Annotated in this window: 14 protein-coding genes, 1 other RNA gene and 1 other annotated feature; of the genes, 12 read left to right on the plus strand and 3 right to left on the minus strand. The window is 33.1% G+C overall.

What is annotated here, in order from left to right; all coding sequences use genetic code 11:
- Nucleotides 1-87 precede the first annotated feature (87 nt).
- Complete coding sequence (locus GYM75_RS05610) at nt 88-594, minus strand: SCP2 domain-containing protein (RefSeq protein ID WP_220217176.1); 507 nt, start codon at nt 592-594, stop codon at nt 88-90.
- Nucleotides 595-2223 (minus strand): Na+/H+ antiporter, encoded by a 1629-nt coding sequence (locus tag GYM75_RS05615; RefSeq protein ID WP_220217177.1) that lies wholly within the window; start codon nt 2221-2223, stop codon nt 595-597.
- A 157-nt stretch (nt 2224-2380) separates the two neighbouring features.
- On the opposite strand from GYM75_RS05615, the gene recO reads away from it, so the two are divergent.
- Nucleotides 2381-3073: a DNA repair protein RecO gene (recO, locus tag GYM75_RS05620; protein WP_220217178.1), complete on the plus strand. Its 693-nt coding sequence runs from the start codon at nt 2381-2383 to the stop codon at nt 3071-3073.
- A gap of 42 nt (nt 3074-3115) precedes the next feature.
- Here recO and GYM75_RS05625 read toward each other — a convergent pair whose 3' ends face one another.
- Nucleotides 3116-3568, minus strand: coding sequence for a YaiI/YqxD family protein (locus GYM75_RS05625; protein ID WP_220217179.1), 453 nt, complete (start codon nt 3566-3568; stop codon nt 3116-3118).
- Nucleotides 3569-3809: 241 nt separating this feature from the next.
- On the opposite strand from GYM75_RS05625, the gene thrS reads away from it, so the two are divergent.
- The 11 genes from thrS to GYM75_RS05680 all read left to right on the plus strand — a co-directional run bounded on the left by thrS (nt 3810) and on the right by GYM75_RS05680 (nt 16493).
- Nucleotides 3810-5735, plus strand: a complete 1926-nt coding sequence (gene thrS, locus GYM75_RS05630; RefSeq protein ID WP_220217180.1) for a threonine--tRNA ligase — start codon at nt 3810-3812, stop codon at nt 5733-5735.
- 27 nt (nt 5736-5762) lie between these two features.
- Nucleotides 5763-6302 (plus strand): translation initiation factor IF-3, encoded by a 540-nt coding sequence (infC, locus tag GYM75_RS05635; protein WP_065556355.1) that lies wholly within the window; start codon nt 5763-5765, stop codon nt 6300-6302.
- A gap of 84 nt (nt 6303-6386) precedes the next feature.
- Complete coding sequence (gene rpmI, locus GYM75_RS05640; protein WP_065557738.1) at nt 6387-6584, plus strand: 50S ribosomal protein L35; 198 nt, start codon at nt 6387-6389, stop codon at nt 6582-6584.
- Between the two features lie 32 nt (nt 6585-6616).
- Nucleotides 6617-6970 carry a 50S ribosomal protein L20 gene (rplT, locus tag GYM75_RS05645; RefSeq protein WP_024496189.1) on the plus strand — a complete coding sequence of 118 codons (354 nt, stop codon included), beginning with the start codon at nt 6617-6619 and terminating at the stop codon, nt 6968-6970.
- 61 nt (nt 6971-7031) lie between these two features.
- Nucleotides 7032-7147 (plus strand) — a sequence feature (Phe leader region).
- A gap of 27 nt (nt 7148-7174) precedes the next feature.
- The gene (pheS, locus tag GYM75_RS05650) at nt 7175-8158 is read left to right on the plus strand and encodes a phenylalanine--tRNA ligase subunit alpha (RefSeq protein ID WP_220217181.1); all 984 of its coding nucleotides are present in this window, start codon (nt 7175-7177) and stop codon (nt 8156-8158) included.
- Nucleotides 8159-8174: 16 nt separating this feature from the next.
- The gene (pheT, locus tag GYM75_RS05655) at nt 8175-10562 is read left to right on the plus strand and encodes a phenylalanine--tRNA ligase subunit beta (protein WP_220217182.1); all 2388 of its coding nucleotides are present in this window, start codon (nt 8175-8177) and stop codon (nt 10560-10562) included.
- 5 nt (nt 10563-10567) lie between these two features.
- Nucleotides 10568-10861, plus strand: a complete 294-nt coding sequence (locus GYM75_RS05660; protein ID WP_220217183.1) for an integration host factor subunit alpha — start codon at nt 10568-10570, stop codon at nt 10859-10861.
- Between the two features lie 144 nt (nt 10862-11005).
- Nucleotides 11006-11101, plus strand: an RNA gene (gene ffs, locus GYM75_RS05665) — signal recognition particle sRNA small type.
- Between the two features lie 244 nt (nt 11102-11345).
- Nucleotides 11346-12215: a protease HtpX gene (htpX, locus tag GYM75_RS05670; protein ID WP_220217184.1), complete on the plus strand. Its 870-nt coding sequence runs from the start codon at nt 11346-11348 to the stop codon at nt 12213-12215.
- A 139-nt stretch (nt 12216-12354) separates the two neighbouring features.
- A complete protein-coding gene (locus tag GYM75_RS05675; RefSeq protein WP_220217289.1) occupies nt 12355-14292 on the plus strand; it encodes a U32 family peptidase in 1938 nt (645 codons plus the stop codon).
- Between the two features lie 1487 nt (nt 14293-15779).
- Nucleotides 15780-16493, plus strand: coding sequence for a helix-turn-helix domain-containing protein (locus GYM75_RS05680; protein WP_220217185.1), 714 nt, complete (start codon nt 15780-15782; stop codon nt 16491-16493).
- Nucleotides 16494-16545: the final 52 nt, after the last annotated feature.

The following is a 16545-nucleotide window of genomic DNA, read 5'->3' on the forward strand; positions in this document are numbered from 1 at the left end:
CCATTTATGAAGATTCTAGAAATAAAAATTGCATAATATAATAACAAAAGGGGAATCAAATTCCCCTAAAATATTTAAAAACAAAAACTAATCTTTTGGCGCAGACTCTATAATATTCGCTAATTTTTCAAGCGTAAGTCTTAATAATTTAGGCATTGATTCCAGTTCTATTGAGTCCATCAGATTTTTTACATAAAGCCCTAACTCTGTATCTCCTTCAACGATTAATCGGCGTTGAAAGAATAGGGTATCAGGATCTTGTCGCCGAGTGGCTATCATTATCAAATCGTTTGCATTACCAATAAAACTTACATCAGCAATTTCTTCCCGACTTACAACCAATTTATTATCTATCAAGCTAACAAACCAAGTAAGTTGAAGATCAGTAACTTCAATTTTTAACCAACGATTTTCTAAAAAATCGAGATCGCCATCTTCTAAAGAATGTTTAAATTGTAGTTGTAATAATTGTTCAATTGCCTGTTTTTTCAAATTGAACGGAATACAACGTAAAGTTAGCCCCAATATATGAGGGGCTTTGTCAACAAACTGTGAATGAATATGGCCAAAAAACTGATGCTTGTTTGCTATCATTTATGAATCTCCAGATATCATTTTTTCATAAATATCGAGGTCAGTATTTAAATGCTCAAATGTTTCTTCACTCACTTCATTACGAACTTTCATTTGTAGTAAAGCTGTACGCTCAGCACCAATTGCCACAAGACGCATACGTCTTTCAAGATTTTCTGCTTCAAGCGCTTTTTGTTCTAAATCTTTAAGTCCTGTTCGACGTCTCAAAGATCCAATAACACGAGAACCGACTTCTTGTATTATTTCTTGATCTAATCCTGCATCAGAAGTTTCTTGAAGTAAATTATTTTGCATTTTTTCAAGGCTTACAATTGCTTCTTCAGCCATTTGACCTTTGACTGTTAAAATTTCATTATCTTGTTCAGAATTGTCTAAAATAACACTTCCGCGCAATAAAATAGGTAAGACTATGACTGCGGTAACCAATGATATTAAAATAATTCCAGCAGCAATAAACACCAACTGATAGCGACCGCCAATTGTTAATGGAATGGATAATACACCAGCTAAGGTAATCGCTCCACGCACACCAGCAAAAGTTGAAATCCAAAGATCACGAGTTGTATATGAACGGAACGCTAATGGGCGTTTAGTACCAAATGGCATTGTAGGCATATGCTTCATCGCCCATAACCAAGCAAATCGAGTTCCCATTAGTACGATGAATACAAATACGACAATTAAGCACAATTGCCACACTTCGATAGATGAGTCATTTTGGTTTTCAATAAAAGTATTATCTAAAATACTTGGTAATTGAATACCTAACAAAATAAAGACAAATCCATTGAAGACGAAGGTTAACATCGACCAAGTACTATCTGATTGTAAACGTGTGGTTAACGGTGCATTGCGCATCATACCAGAATGGTTAACTGTCATACCCGCACTTACTGCGGCTAAAATACCAGAGCAATGACATTCTTCAGCAATAATATAAGCTGCAAATGGTAGTAAGAATAATAAAACAATTTGTATTGCAGGATCATTGTGAGTTAATTTATTGATTAAACGTAAAATACGAGCATATAACCAAGTAAATAATACCCCAATAGCTAACCCACCAATGGCAACAACAAAGAAGGAAATACTGATTTGCAGCAAGTTAAATTGAAGTAAACCAGTTGCAATAGCAATAGCAAATTTTAAAGATACAAGGCCAGAGGCATCATTCATTAAAGCTTCGCCTTCAATAATTTCCATTTTTTCTTTTTCTATACGTCCTTTACCAACAATTCCTCCTAGAGCAACAGCATCCGTTGGTGAAAGAACAGCAGCTAATGCAAGTGCAGCAGCTAATTGAACATCAGGTAACATCCAATAAAGAAGATAACCTAATGCAATAATAGAAATAACGACTAGAACTAAAGCAAGTCCGACGATCTCTCTAGCATTGTGAATAAAATCTTTTACTGATGTTTTACGTCCATCTGCAAAGAGCAATGGCGGTATAAACAGGACAAGAAATAATTCAGGATCAAATTTTACATGCACACCAAAAGCCGCAAGCATGCAACCAAGTAAGATTTGCATAAGTGGTAGCGGTATTTGGAAAGGTAGTAATTTTATAACGACCCCAGAAAGTGATACAATTAGTACTATAAGTAATATTATTGGAAAAAGTTCCATGGTTTTCTATTAGTTTCCTATAATCATCTCATTAGTTATCTATTGATTATATCGGAAATTTAGTTTAATTTCAGTTGAAAATTAAAAAAAATAATCTTTTTTTGATCAATCTCTCTTTTTAATGAAATTAATTGTCGTATCTTAAAAGGCGTTTTAGATGGAAAATTGGCAAAGAGCATTTGTCTTACATACTCGTACTTATAGCGAAAGTAGTTTATTGGTCGATTTATTTGTCGAATATTCAGGAAAAATAACGGTATTAGCTAAAGGTGCAAGGCGAAAAAAATCCTCATTAAAAGGAGTATTACAACCTTTTACACCTATTATTGTTCAGTATTCAGGTCAAGGAGAAATCAAAACCTTGCGTCAAGTTGAAGGTATTTCCTTAACACTTCCGCTTTTTTCTATTTCATTATATAGTGCTTTTTATTTAAACGAACTTCTACATCGAGTTTTAGTTGCTGAAGTTGAAATCCCAGCACTTTTTGATCATTACCTTAAAAGCTTACAACAATTAGCCCAACAAATTCCTGCTGAAAATGTACTACGTTCTTTTGAATTAGCCTTATTAGAAAATTTGGGTTATCACGTCGATTTTTTTCATTGTAGTGCTACCGGCGATAAAGTCATTGAATCTATGAATTATCAATATCAAATAGAAAAGGGGTTCATAAGCAGTTTGCTTGTAAACAGTACTAGCTTTACAGGTAAACAGGTTTTAGCATTAGGATATCGACAATTTAATGATGAGGATACATTAAGAGCAGCAAAAAGATTTACTCGTATTGCATTAAAACCTTATGTAGGTTCAAAGCCATTTAAAAGTCGAGAACTATTTTTAAAGATTTAAAATATTATCTCAAAAAATCTAATTTTTAATCCCAAATAGCTGTCAATCTTTTAATAGGCTATTGATTAATATGTCTAGTTGATTAGCAAATTTTTCTCTATCTTTTGTTGAAAAAGGAGATGGACCTTTAGATTGTATACCACTAGCCCGCATAGTTTCCATAAAGTCTCGCATCACAAGTCGCTCTTTTATGGTTTCTAATGTGAAAGGTTCACCTCGTGGTGTTAGTACAAAAGCGCCTTTATTTAGCACATCAGCAGCTAATGGAATATCTGAGGTGATCACTAAATCCTTTTTTTCAACTAATTCAACTATTTTATTATCAGCTTCATCAAAGCCATTCGCTACCTGTAATCTTTTTATAAACGGAGAAGCGGGAATAATTAACCATTGGTTTGCAACTAAAGTTGTGATAATTGATTTACGAATCGCTACCCGATATAGGATTTCTTTAATAGGGTTAGGGCAGGCATCAGCATCAATCCATATTTTCATCATTTTTCACAATCAAATTTTTATATAAATACAAAATTATAAACTTTAATCACTCTGCAAAGTAACTTATTTTTAATTAAGTTAACTAATTTTTTGGTTCTCGTGATTAATTGATAAAACAGTGACAAGTTATAGCATATGTCTATTTGAAAAAAAGCACATAAATGATATTATACACGGTCAATTTTTTATGTACGCATGTGCGCTTTCGTGTGGCGCACCACTGTTATAAGGATTATATATGCCAATTATTACTCTTCCTGACGGAAGTCAACGTCAATTTGATAAGCCTGTTACTGTTTTAGAAGTTGCTCAAAGCATAGGTGCTGGTCTAGCTAAAGCGTGTATTGCTGGACGAGTCAATGGTGAACGTAAAGACGCTTGTGATTTGATTGAGCAAGATTCAACATTAGCAATTATCACATCAAAAGATGAAGATGGACTTGAAATCATACGTCACTCTTGCGCTCACTTGTTAGGTCATGCAATAAAACAGCTATGGCCAAATACGCAAATGGCAATTGGGCCAACAATCGATAACGGCTTCTATTATGATGTCGATTTAGATCACTCTTTAACTCAGGAAGATCTTGATGCATTAGAAAAACGTATGCATGAATTGGCCAAAAAAGATTATGAAGTAAAAAAAGAAGTGGTGAGTTGGGAACGAGCAAGAGAGGTTTTTTGGGAACGACGTGAACCTTATAAAATTGCAATCTTAGATGAAAATATTCCTAAAGATTCTACTCCAGCACTTTATCATCATGAAGAGTATATTGACATGTGCCGCGGTCCTCATGTTCCTAATATGCGTTTTTGCCACCATTTTAAATTACAAAAAGTTGCTGGTGCTTATTGGCGTGGTAACAGTGATAATAAAATGTTACAACGCATTTATGGCACAGCTTGGGCAGATAAAAAACAATTAGATAGTTATCTGCAATTTTTAGAAGAAGCGGCTAAACGGGATCATCGTAAAATAGGTAAGCAGCTTGATCTTTACCATATGCAAGAAGAAGCGCCAGGAATGGTGTTTTGGCATAATGACGGTTGGATTATTTTCCGTGAGCTTGAAGTATTTGTTCGTACCAAATTAAAAGAATACGATTATCAAGAAGTGAAAGGGCCTTTTATGATGGATCGTGTTTTATGGGAAAAGACAGGGCATTGGGGTAACTATAAAGAATTAATGTTTGTTACCTCTTCTGAAAATCGTGAATATTGTATCAAACCAATGAACTGTCCGGGACATGTTCAAATTTTTAATCAAGGTTTAAAATCTTATCGTGATTTACCATTACGTATGGCTGAATTTGGTAGTTGTCATCGTAATGAACCTTCTGGATCTTTACATGGTTTAATGCGTGTTCGTGGTTTTACCCAAGATGATGCCCATATCTTCTGTACAGAAAGTCAAATTCGTAGTGAAGTAAATAGCTGTATCAAAATGGTTTATGATACTTATAGTACTTTTGGCTTTACAGACATAACGGTAAAATTATCAACTCGTCCGGAAAAACGAATTGGTAAAGATGAAACATGGGATTTAGCAGAAAAAGACTTAGCTGAGTGTTTAACTGAAAATGGCATAGAATTTGAATATTTACCGGGTGAAGGTGCTTTCTACGGACCAAAAATCGAATTTACTTTACATGATTGTTTAGGTCGTGCATGGCAATGCGGAACAGTTCAGCTTGACTTCATGTTACCTGAACGTCTTGATGCAACTTATGTCGGTGAAGATAACGAACGACATGTACCCGTAATGATCCATAGAGCTATTTTAGGTTCAATGGAACGCTTTATGGGAATTTTGACAGAAAACTGTGCAGGATTCTTTCCAACTTGGCTTGCTCCACTACAAGTTGCGGTGATTAATATTACCGATAATCAAGCGGAATATGCAAAACAATTAACCGAGCAGCTACAAAAAGTTGGAATTAGAGCAAAAGCAGACTTGAGAAATGAGAAAATTGGGTTTAAAATTCGTGAGCATACTCTAAAACGAGTACCTTATATGTTTGTCTGTGGAGACAAAGAGATGGAATCAGGTACAATTTCAGTTCGAACTCGCCAAGGTAAAGATCTTGGTAGCTTTGAAGTGAAACATGTTATAGAATTGTTGCTTAACGAAATTCATAGTCGTTCATTAAAACAATTGAATTGATGATAAATTACTTTGGAGGAATGAGATATTAAAGTCAGTAAACGAATTCAGTCAACACGTGCACATAAGATCAATGATGAAATTACAGCACGTGAGGTGAGGTTAACGGGGGTCGATGGTGAGCAGCTCGGTATTGTTAGCTTAGATGAAGCGTTAAAGCAAGCTGAGGAAGCAACTTTAGATTTAGTTGAAATTAGCCCAAATGCAGAGCCGCCTGTTTGTCGTATTATGGATTATGGCAAGTTCCTCTATGAAAAAAGTAAAGCAACAAAAGAACAGAAGAAGAAGCAAAAGGTTGTTCAGGTTAAGGAAATTAAATTCCGACCTGGTACAGACGAAGGCGACTATCAGGTAAAACTCCGCAGCCTGATACGCTTTCTTGAAGATGGCGATAAAGCCAAAGTCACACTACGTTTCCGTGGACGTGAAATGGCTCACCAGCAGTTAGGTACTGAAATGCTTGATCGCATTAAAGAAGACTTAGCTGATTTGGCGACTATTGAATCTTATCCAACTAAGATTGAAGGACGTCAAATGATCATGGTGCTTGCGCCGAAGAAAAAATAATGGTTTAGCAAGCTAAATTTCAATTTATTGAAATTTACACCATTATTTTATTGTCATTAACAATGCGAAGTAGGAATTAGTAAAATGCCTAAAATTAAAACGGTAAAAGGCGCAGCAAAGCGCTTTAAAAAAACAGCTTCTGGTGGCTTTAAGCATAAGCAAGCTAACAAGAGTCATATCCTAACTAAAAAATCAACTAAGCGTAAACGTCATTTACGTGGTTTGACGACTGTGTCAAAAGGTGATTTAGGTTTAGTTGTAGCGTGTGTTCCATACGCTTAATTTATTGGTTAATTATTTAGAGGATATAATTTATGGCTCGTGTTAAACGTGGTGTTATTGCTCGTGCACGTCACAAGAAAATTTTAAAACAAGCAAAAGGGTATTATGGAGCTCGTTCACGTGTATATCGTGTTGCTTTCCAAGCAGTAATCAAAGCTGGACAATATGCTTATCGTGACCGTCGTCAACGTAAACGTCAATTCCGTCAATTATGGATTGTGCGTATTAATGCGGCAGCTCGTCAATGTGGTCTTTCTTACAGCCGTTTCATTAATGGATTAAAGAAAGCATCAATTGAAATTGATCGTAAGATCCTTGCTGATATTGCTGTTTTTGATAAAAATGCTTTTGCAGCATTAGTTGAAAAAGCTAAAGCCGCACTATAAAAGCTTGTAAAAGCCGAGTTATCTCGGCTTTTATCATTCTGAATCATAATGTTTAAGGATTGATAAAATGAAATTAGTTATTTTTCGTTTCTTTTTTAGCTTCGTTAATAATATCTATTGGTGAGGCAAAACAAAAACGAAAAATAATTATAAAGCCTCAGAAGAGGCTTTTTTTATGTAATGAACAATAAGCAGGAGAATTTTATGTCTCAATTAGTTGAACTGGTAAGTAACGCCAAATCCGCTATTGAAAGTGCTAATGACATTAATACGATCGAACAGATCCGAGTGGAATATTTTGGTAAAAAAGGCTATTTTACATTGCAAATGGCTTCATTACGTGATGTTCCAGCGGAAGAGCGCCCAGCCGTCGGTCAAAAAATCAATGATGCAAAACAAGAAGTCGTTGAAAAATTAAATCAAAAGCGTAATTTGTTAGAACGTCAAGCGCTTGATGCAAAACTTGCCAATGAAACGATTGATATTACTTTACCTGGTAAATCACTTGAATTGGGTGGATTACATCCAGTGACAAAAACAATTAACCGACTCGTTGAGTTTTTTGGGGAATTAGGCTTTGTCGTTGAAACTGGCCCAGAAATTGAAGATGATTATCATAATTTTGATGCGTTAAATATTCCTGCTCATCATCCTGCTAGAGCAGATCATGATACATTTTGGTTTGATGCTAAACGTTTATTGCGTACCCAAACGTCTACTGTGCAGATTCGTACTATGGAGAATCAAAAACCACCAATTCGAATCATTGCACCGGGCAGAACTTACCGTAATGATTATGATCAAACTCATACACCAATGTTCCATCAGATGGAAGGGCTATTAGTTGATAAAAATATTAGTTTTACCCATTTGAAAGGGCTATTACATGATTTTCTTCACTGCTTTTTTGAAGATGATATGGAAATTCGTTTTAGACCTGGTTATTTTCCGTTTACCGAACCCTCTGCCGAAGTTGATATTAAAGCTAAAAATGGAAAATGGTTAGAAGTATTAGGTTGCGGAATGGTACATCCTAATGTCTTACGAAATGTTGGTATCGATCCTGACGTATATAGTGGTTTTGCCTTTGGTATGGGAATCGAAAGATTAACTATGTTACGTTACGGTGTCACAGATTTGCGTTCTTTCTTTGAGAATGACTTACGTTTTTTAAAGCAATTTAATTAATTCTGGAGATCAAAACATGAAATTTAGTGAAAGTTGGCTACGTGAATGGATCAATCCAGAAATAAGTAGCGAGATGTTAGCTGATCAATTAACCATGGCTGGTTTAGAAGTTGATGATGTTGAGGAAGTGGCTGGTAACTTTTCAGGAGTTGTAGTCGGGAAGGTTGTTGAATGTAAGCAACATCCAAATGCAGATAAGCTACGAGTCACCAAAGTAGATATTGGTAAACCAGAACTACTCGATATTGTTTGCGGTGCTCCAAATTGTCGTCAAGGTTTAACCGTTGCTTGTGCAACCATTGGTGCAATATTACCCGGTGATTTTAAAATTAAAGCAGCTAAGTTACGTGGAGAGCCATCAGAAGGGATGCTTTGTTCTTACTCAGAACTTGGTATATCAGAAGATCATAATGGCATAATTGAATTACCAGATAATGCACCTTTAGGACAAGATATTCGTGAATATCTAAATCTTAACGATGTTTCAATTGACATCAGTGTAACGCCAAATAGGGCTGATTGTTTTGGTATTATTGGTGTTGCTCGTGATATTTCAGCAGTGAATAATATTCCAATGAAATCACTTCAAGTTGAAAGCGTGCCTGCAACAATTTCAGATACATTATCCATCCAAATTGATGAGCCTAAAGCTGCGCCTCGTTATTTAGGGCGTATTATTAAAAATATCAACGTAAACGCATTAACCCCTCTTTGGATGAAAGAAAAACTACGTCGAGGCGGTATACGTTCTATTGATGCTGTTGTCGATATAACAAATTTTGTTTTGTTAGAGCTTGGCCATCCAATGCATGCTTTTGATCTTGCCGAAATAGAAAAGGGCATTATTGTGCGATATGCTCGCAAAAATGAAAAAGTTGTTTTACTTAATGGCAATGAAACTGAATTAAATGATCAAACTTTAGTTATTGCTGACCATAATAAAATACTTGCCTTAGCCGGTATTATGGGTGGCGAAAAATCTGGTGTTACTCAATCAACGAAAGATATTTTTCTTGAATCGGCTTTCTTTGCACCGTTAGCAATTACAGGAAAAGCTCGGGAATATGGTCTACATACTGAAGCTTCTCATCGTTATGAAAGAGGGGTTGATCCTGCTTTACAAAATATTGCTATGGAAAGAGCAACACAACTTATTATTGATATTTGTGGTGGTGAGGTAGGACCTATTATTGAGAAAATAAGTCCAACTGAACTACCAAAACCAGCTAACCTACAACTTCGTCGAAATAAAATTGATAGTATAATTGGTTATGCAATTGATACACAAAAAATCACGGATATTTTAGAAAGACTTGGATGTAAAGTTAATTATAAAGATGAAATTTGGTCAGTTGAAGCACCTAGTTGGCGTTTTGATCTTCAAATAGAAGAAGATCTGGTTGAAGAGATTGCACGTATTTATGGATACAACAATATCCCAAATGCAAACTTAAAAATTGAATCAATAATGAAACCAAAACCAGAAGGTCAAGTTTCATTACGAAGAATAAAAGATTTATTAGTTGATAAAGGTTATCAAGAAGCTGTTACTTATAGTTTTGTTGATCCTAAAGTTCAACAAATTTTGCATCCTGATTTTAATCAAATTCAACTGCCTAATCCTATTTCTAGTGAAATGTCGGCAATGCGATTATCATTATGGACTGGTTTATTAGATGCAGTGTTATATAATCAAAATCGTCAACAATCTAGAATTAGATTATTTGAAACCGGTTTGCGATTTATACCTGATGAAAATTGTGAATTTGGTGTTCGACAAGAACAAATGCTATCGGGTGTTATAACCGGTAATTTGTATGAAGAACATTGGACATTACCGAAAAAAAGTGTTGATTTTTATGATCTGAAGGGAGATATTGAATCAATTCTTGCAATTTTAGGTTGTGCAGAAAAAGTCCGTTATGAAAAATCGGAACTGTCTGCGTTACACCCAGGTCAAAGTGCAGCAATTTACATAAATGATGATATTATCGGTTATTTTGGTGTTTTACACCCAGAAATTGAAAAAAAATTATCTTTAAATAGTAAAACGCTTGTTTTTGAAATAAATTTAGCTAAAATTAGCAGTAAAGAAGTACCTTTAGCTCAGGACATATCAAAGTATCCGTCAAACAAGCGAGATATTGCTATTGTCGTTTCAAATAAAATTCCAGCAGCGGAAATTATTTCTGAGTGTAAAAGGGCTGGTGGTGAGCACCTAATAAAAGTTAATCTGTTTGATGTTTATCAAGGCGATAACATTAAGGAAGATGAGAAAAGCCTTGCTATCAGTTTGATTTTACAAGACAAATCACGTACACTTGAAGAAGAAGATATAACAAACATTGTAAGCAGATGTGTTACTGCTTTACAAATTCGTTTTAAAGCCCTATTAAGAGAATAATAAATATGACATTAACTAAAGCTGATATTGCAGATCGTCTTGCCGATAAATTTGATATTGATCGTCAAGAAGCTAAAGTCCTTGTTGAACTTTTTTTTGAAGAGATTCGAGTGGCTTTAGAAAAAGGGGAGCCTGTAAAATTATCTGGATTTGGTAATTTCACTATTCGTGATAAAAATTCACGTCCAGGGAGAAACCCAAAAACAGGTGAGAGTGTAGATATTTCTGCTCGCAGGGTTGTTACTTTTAGACCGGGTATTAAATTTAGAGCTCGTGTAGAAAAAAATCTAACAATCTAATTGCTAGGTGACTATTCTATCATCAACTTTAACGACCTTTCTTTTGCCGTTGGCTAAAGAAAGGTCGATTAGATTCATTATCATAAAAACTAATTGTATTATTTAACTTAATCAAGCATAATACAACCACTTCAATGGAGGCTCTATGGGTCCTCTTGCAACATTTCTTTACTCAGCAGGTCAGGTCCGGAAGGAAGCAGCCAAAGTAAATAATATGTGTGTGGGATGTGGCTGATAGAGTCTCCTCCAAACTAGCTCTGACAATATCATTAATCTTATCAAAAGAAATTAATAATATTTCATATCAATCATCTTTAGTTACAATGCTTAATAACTTTTCCTGAATGTCTCTAACAAATCTTTTAGTCAATCTGAACAATATAATCGCCTTTATTTCAGGTATACCTATTTTCAGCAAGATATCAAAATTAAAAATAGCCATTCTATCAAAAATTAATTTAGTTAAATTTTAAGGAGAAAATATATGTTGCGAGTTGGATTATTTATTTTAACTAACTTAGCGGTAATGTTTGTATTTGGAATCATTCTTAGTATATTGGGTGTTGATGCTCATAGCACTTTAGGTCTATTAATATTTGCCGGTATATTTGGCTTTGGTGGTTCATTGATATCACTATTACTTTCCAAAACAATGGCATTAAAATCGGTTAATGGAAAACTGATTAATCATCCAGCAAATACCCAAGAACAATGGTTGTTGGATATTGTTCACCGTCAAGCATCGCAACTGGATCTAAAAATGCCTGATGTGGCTATTTACCAGGCTAATGATATGAATGCTTTTGCAACAGGCGCAAGTAAAAATAATTCATTAGTCGCAGTGAGTTCAGGTTTATTAAATACAATGTCACAAGATGAAGCTGAAGCTGTCATTGCTCACGAAATGAGTCATATTGCTAATGGGGATATGGTCACAATGACTTTATTACAGGGTGTACTTAACACTTTTGTTATTTTTATTGCTAGACTATTAGCATCATTTGCTACTCAAGCAACGGATGATCGTAATCGTGGTTCATCTCAAATGTTTTATTATCTAATTGTTATGGTATTTGAAACGGTTTTTGGTATTTTAGCGAGCATTATAATAATGTGGTTTTCCCGTCACCGTGAATTCCATGCAGATGCTGGTTCAGCAAAATTGGTAGGTGCAAATAAAATGATTGCAGCGTTAGAAAAGTTAAAAACAAGTTATGAACCTGAAGAAGATTCATCGATAATGGCATTTTGTATAAATGGGGCGAAAAAAATTAAAATTTCAGAACTGTTTATGTCTCATCCGCCATTAGATAAACGTATTTCTGCTTTGAAAGCACAAACTTATCTTAATTAGAAATCAGCAATTAATATTTCATTCAATAAAAGTATTTCTTTGATGTTATTGACAAGCTTTAATGAATTCACTATAACGCTTGTCAATAAATTAGAACACCAAAATTATAAGTATTTTTGAGAATAAAACGATGTCACAAATGGATCAATATCATCATAAAAACCGATTAGAATTACTTAGCCCTGCAAAAAATATTGAAATTGCAATGCAGGCAATTTTACATGGCGCAGATGCGGTATATATAGGCGGACCAAGTTTTGGCGCTCGTCATAATGCAGGAAATTCGGTAAGTGATATTGCAAAATTAGTTGAATTTGCTCATCGGTATTATGCTAAAGTTTTTGTGACATTAAATACGATTCTTCATGATAATGAATTGGAATCAGCAAGACAATTAATTTGGCAATTCTATCATGCCGGCGTCGATGCTTTAATTGTTCAAGATATGGGTATTTTAAATTTAGATATTCCGCCTATAGATTTACATGCCAGTACGCAAATGGATATTCGAACGCCAGAAAAAGCTAAGTTTTTATCCGATGTCGGTTTTTCACAAATTGTCTTAGCAAGAGAGTTAACCTTAAATGAAATCTCAACTATTTTTAAACAAATAGATGCCAATATAGAGTTTTTTATTCATGGTGCCCTCTGTGTCGCATTTTCTGGTCAATGTTATATTTCACATGCTCAAACAGGTCGTAGTGCTAATCGTGGAGATTGCTCGCAGGCTTGTCGTCTACCTTTTACTTTAAAAGATGATCAAGGTCGTATAGTAGCTTATGAAAAGCATTTGTTATCGATGAAAGACAATTATCAATCCGATAATTTAACATCGCTAATTCAAGCAGGAGTAAGGTCGTTTAAGATAGAAGGGCGTTATAAAGATTTAACTTATGTAAAAAATATTACTGCACATTATCGACAAAAATTGGATGACATTATTTCTAATTCATCAAATTTAACGGCTGCTTCAAGTGGGAAAACAGAATATTTTTTTACACCGGATCCAAAACGCACATTTAATCGTGGTAGCACTGATTATTTTGTTACAGGTCGAAAACCTGATATTGGTGCATTTGAATCACCTAAATTTATTGGATTACAAGTTGGTGAAATAACTAAAGTAACCACCCAATATATTGATATCAAATCCGAAAAAATGTTAACTAATGGCGATGGATTAAATGTCCTTATTAAGCGAGAAGTTTTTGGATTCAGAGCAGACAAAGTTGAAAAATTATCTGCTAATCAATATCGAGTTTATCCAAATGAAATCCCTAAATTACTTAATTCAATCAAATTACCTTGCATTGTTAATCGTAATTTAGACCATTTATGGCAACAAAACTTACTCAAAGATTCAAGTGATCGTCGTATTGGAATATCTTTTGAATTATCCAATATCGATAATGGGATTCAGTTGAAAGCAAAAAGCGAAGAGGGTGTTTGTGTCGAATTAGATCTAATTGGTCAATTTGATTTGGCGAATCAAACTAATAAAGCATTAAAAAATATTCAAGATAATCTATCTAAACTTGGGCAAACCATTTATTACTTATCTGAGTTTACGATAAATTTATCTATCATTTATTTTATTCCTAGCAGTCAACTTAATCAGTTCAGACGAGATATTATTGAAAAATTAACTTTAGCAAGATTAGCAAATTATCAAACCAATAAGCGCAAACCAGAAACAAACCCAAAACCAATTTATCCGGATAACCAATTAAGTTATTTGGCTAATGTCTATAATCATCAAGCTCGTGAGTTTTATAAACAACATGGTGTTCAGTTAATTGAAAGCGCATATGAAGCTCATGAAATCAAAGATGATGTTCCTTTAATGATAACTAAACACTGTTTGCGATTTGCGTTCAATTTATGTCCAAAACAAGCTAAAGGTATTCAAGGAGTCAAAACCAAAGTCACGCCAATGAAGTTAATACAAAATAATAATGAAGAACTCATTTTAAAATTTAACTGTAAAGCGTGTGAAATGCAAGTTTGGGGAAAAATTAAAAATCACGTTTTGAAAATGCCATTGTCAGGTAGTGAAATTATTTTTATTACCGAATAACAACATTATTATTCGGTAATAATATTGCAATACTAATACTGTATTTTCAAATGGCTTATTTGTACTAAATAAATAAAAGAATGATTTTGATCAATCTGACATTAAATATTAATGTCCAATGAAGAACTGCCATATAAACAGTGGAATAGGTTATCAAACAATGGGTCAGTTAACTCATATGAAATAATAAGATTTGTAATATTCTAATCCATAAATTCTATTTAACATAATATACATTATGCGCACTTAAATAGATTTATGAAGATTCTATGTAGTTTATCAATAGAATTATGCTACTAATTTAAAAATTTCTGGCGTTTTAAACCAATCCAGGCTAGAACAATATTCACGAACTTTCATAGGACAAAAATATAAATAGATTCACTAATGTTATTGGTACTAAAAATATAATTGGTAAAATTAAAATGATGCAATCATGTTTTTATGAATTAATTAACCTTAATTAAGGTTAAAATATAAAATGTGAAATAAATGAATATCAGAATATCAAAGAGTTTTTACATCTCGATAAATTCCTCCTATGCTCAATTGCTCAATGACTAAGATGCTTACTTGATTGAATTGCTTTAAATTTAAAGTTTTACTAAAAATATCCTTTATTTCCTATAAATCAAAATAAATAAACTATCTAATCATCTTCCTTCATTTGACTATTTTATATAAAGAACGATAATAATTACGTAGAAATACTATCAAAAATAGGATTCAGGTTATTCCAATAATATTTTTATGGGTTATTTAGGAATCGTTTTAGTTCTATGTGGGTATGGATAAAAGTTTTTAATAAATTTGTGGAAAATCTGATCAAAAACACTGTATTTAAAATATTTTTACAGCATTAACAGTTGTATCGGGATGGTAAACATAAGGTTTAATGTTTATAATTTAATTATATTTAAACCTACTCTTTTATGGGTATACAGTAAGTTATCAACAAGTTATCGGCAATTTAGACTAATAAATAAAAAAAAATTTAAAAACTTTTTTTTAAAAAACTCATGGTTGCCCTTCTCTGTCTAAAATAAATAAGGTAAATAATCATATAGTTAAAGTTTGAATAATGTATATTATGTTAAATAGAATTGATTATTACGAACTGAAATTTTAATTTTTTTATCTTCTTTCTCTTTTAAAAAATTTGGCAGACAACTTGATAGATTTGATCTATTAACTTGTCATATAAATTTATAAAAACTTTTTCAAATAATGGTTATACCTCTTAGAGCGATAGCTAATTCAGTGATATTAACTTGATAACCTTTAGTATATAATTAGTTTTGCCTATGAATGCTTTTCTTTGTTAAGCTTGCTTTAAAAGTTTCAATACATACCTTTTTTAAAATTTATAATAAATAAACATTTTGTTGATTAATATTTTAAACAATCTGAATGGGCCAATTGTTGTTTTCTAAGAAAATTATGTTACTCTTGGCTAGAACTGAACTTGGAATAATGATTAATTTATTATGCAAACTATCAATAAGAATTTACGATCAAAAAGTTATTCAGTTCCTTGCGAATTATGCAGTATTGGTTCGTTATGTTTACCGATGTTGTTGAATAATACTCTTCATACAGTTTTAGAACGTAAAAAAACTTATGCCAAAGATGAGCTTATCGTATCCAAGAATACTGACTTTTCTAAATTTTATATTATCCATTCTGGTGCCGTAAAAACATATGTTACAACATCAGATAATAAAGAACAGATAAATGGTTTTTACTTACCCGGTGATATTGTTGGTTTAGATTCTATTTCGACTAAGATGTATAACAATAATATCAAAGCGCTGACTAATACTTTAGTTTGTGAATTACACTATGATGAACTCATGTCTTTAGTTGAAACCAATACATGTGTAAGAAATATGGTATTCAAGCTGTTAAGTAATGATATCTATAATTATCAAAAATTGATTTTATGTTATTCACAGAAAAAAGCGGATGAACGATTGGCTTACTTTATTTATTCTCTTTATCGACGATATGAAAATCGCGGCCACACCTCACTAAATATAAAATTATCAATGAGTAGAAGTGATATTGCTAATTATTTAGGCTTAACAATTGAAACGGTAAGTCGAATATTATCTAAATTGCAAGAACAAGAAATCTTACAAGTTAAAGGGAGATATATTCATATTAAAAATTTAAATGCGTTAATTAGTTTAGGTAACTGATTATTTCATGCTAGAATAGCAAAAATTTTAATATGCGGTTTTAAAAATTGTA

This window comes from Gilliamella sp. ESL0441, from assembly GCF_019469185.1.
In the GTDB taxonomy this organism is placed as follows: Bacteria; Pseudomonadota; Gammaproteobacteria; order Enterobacterales; family Orbaceae; genus Gilliamella.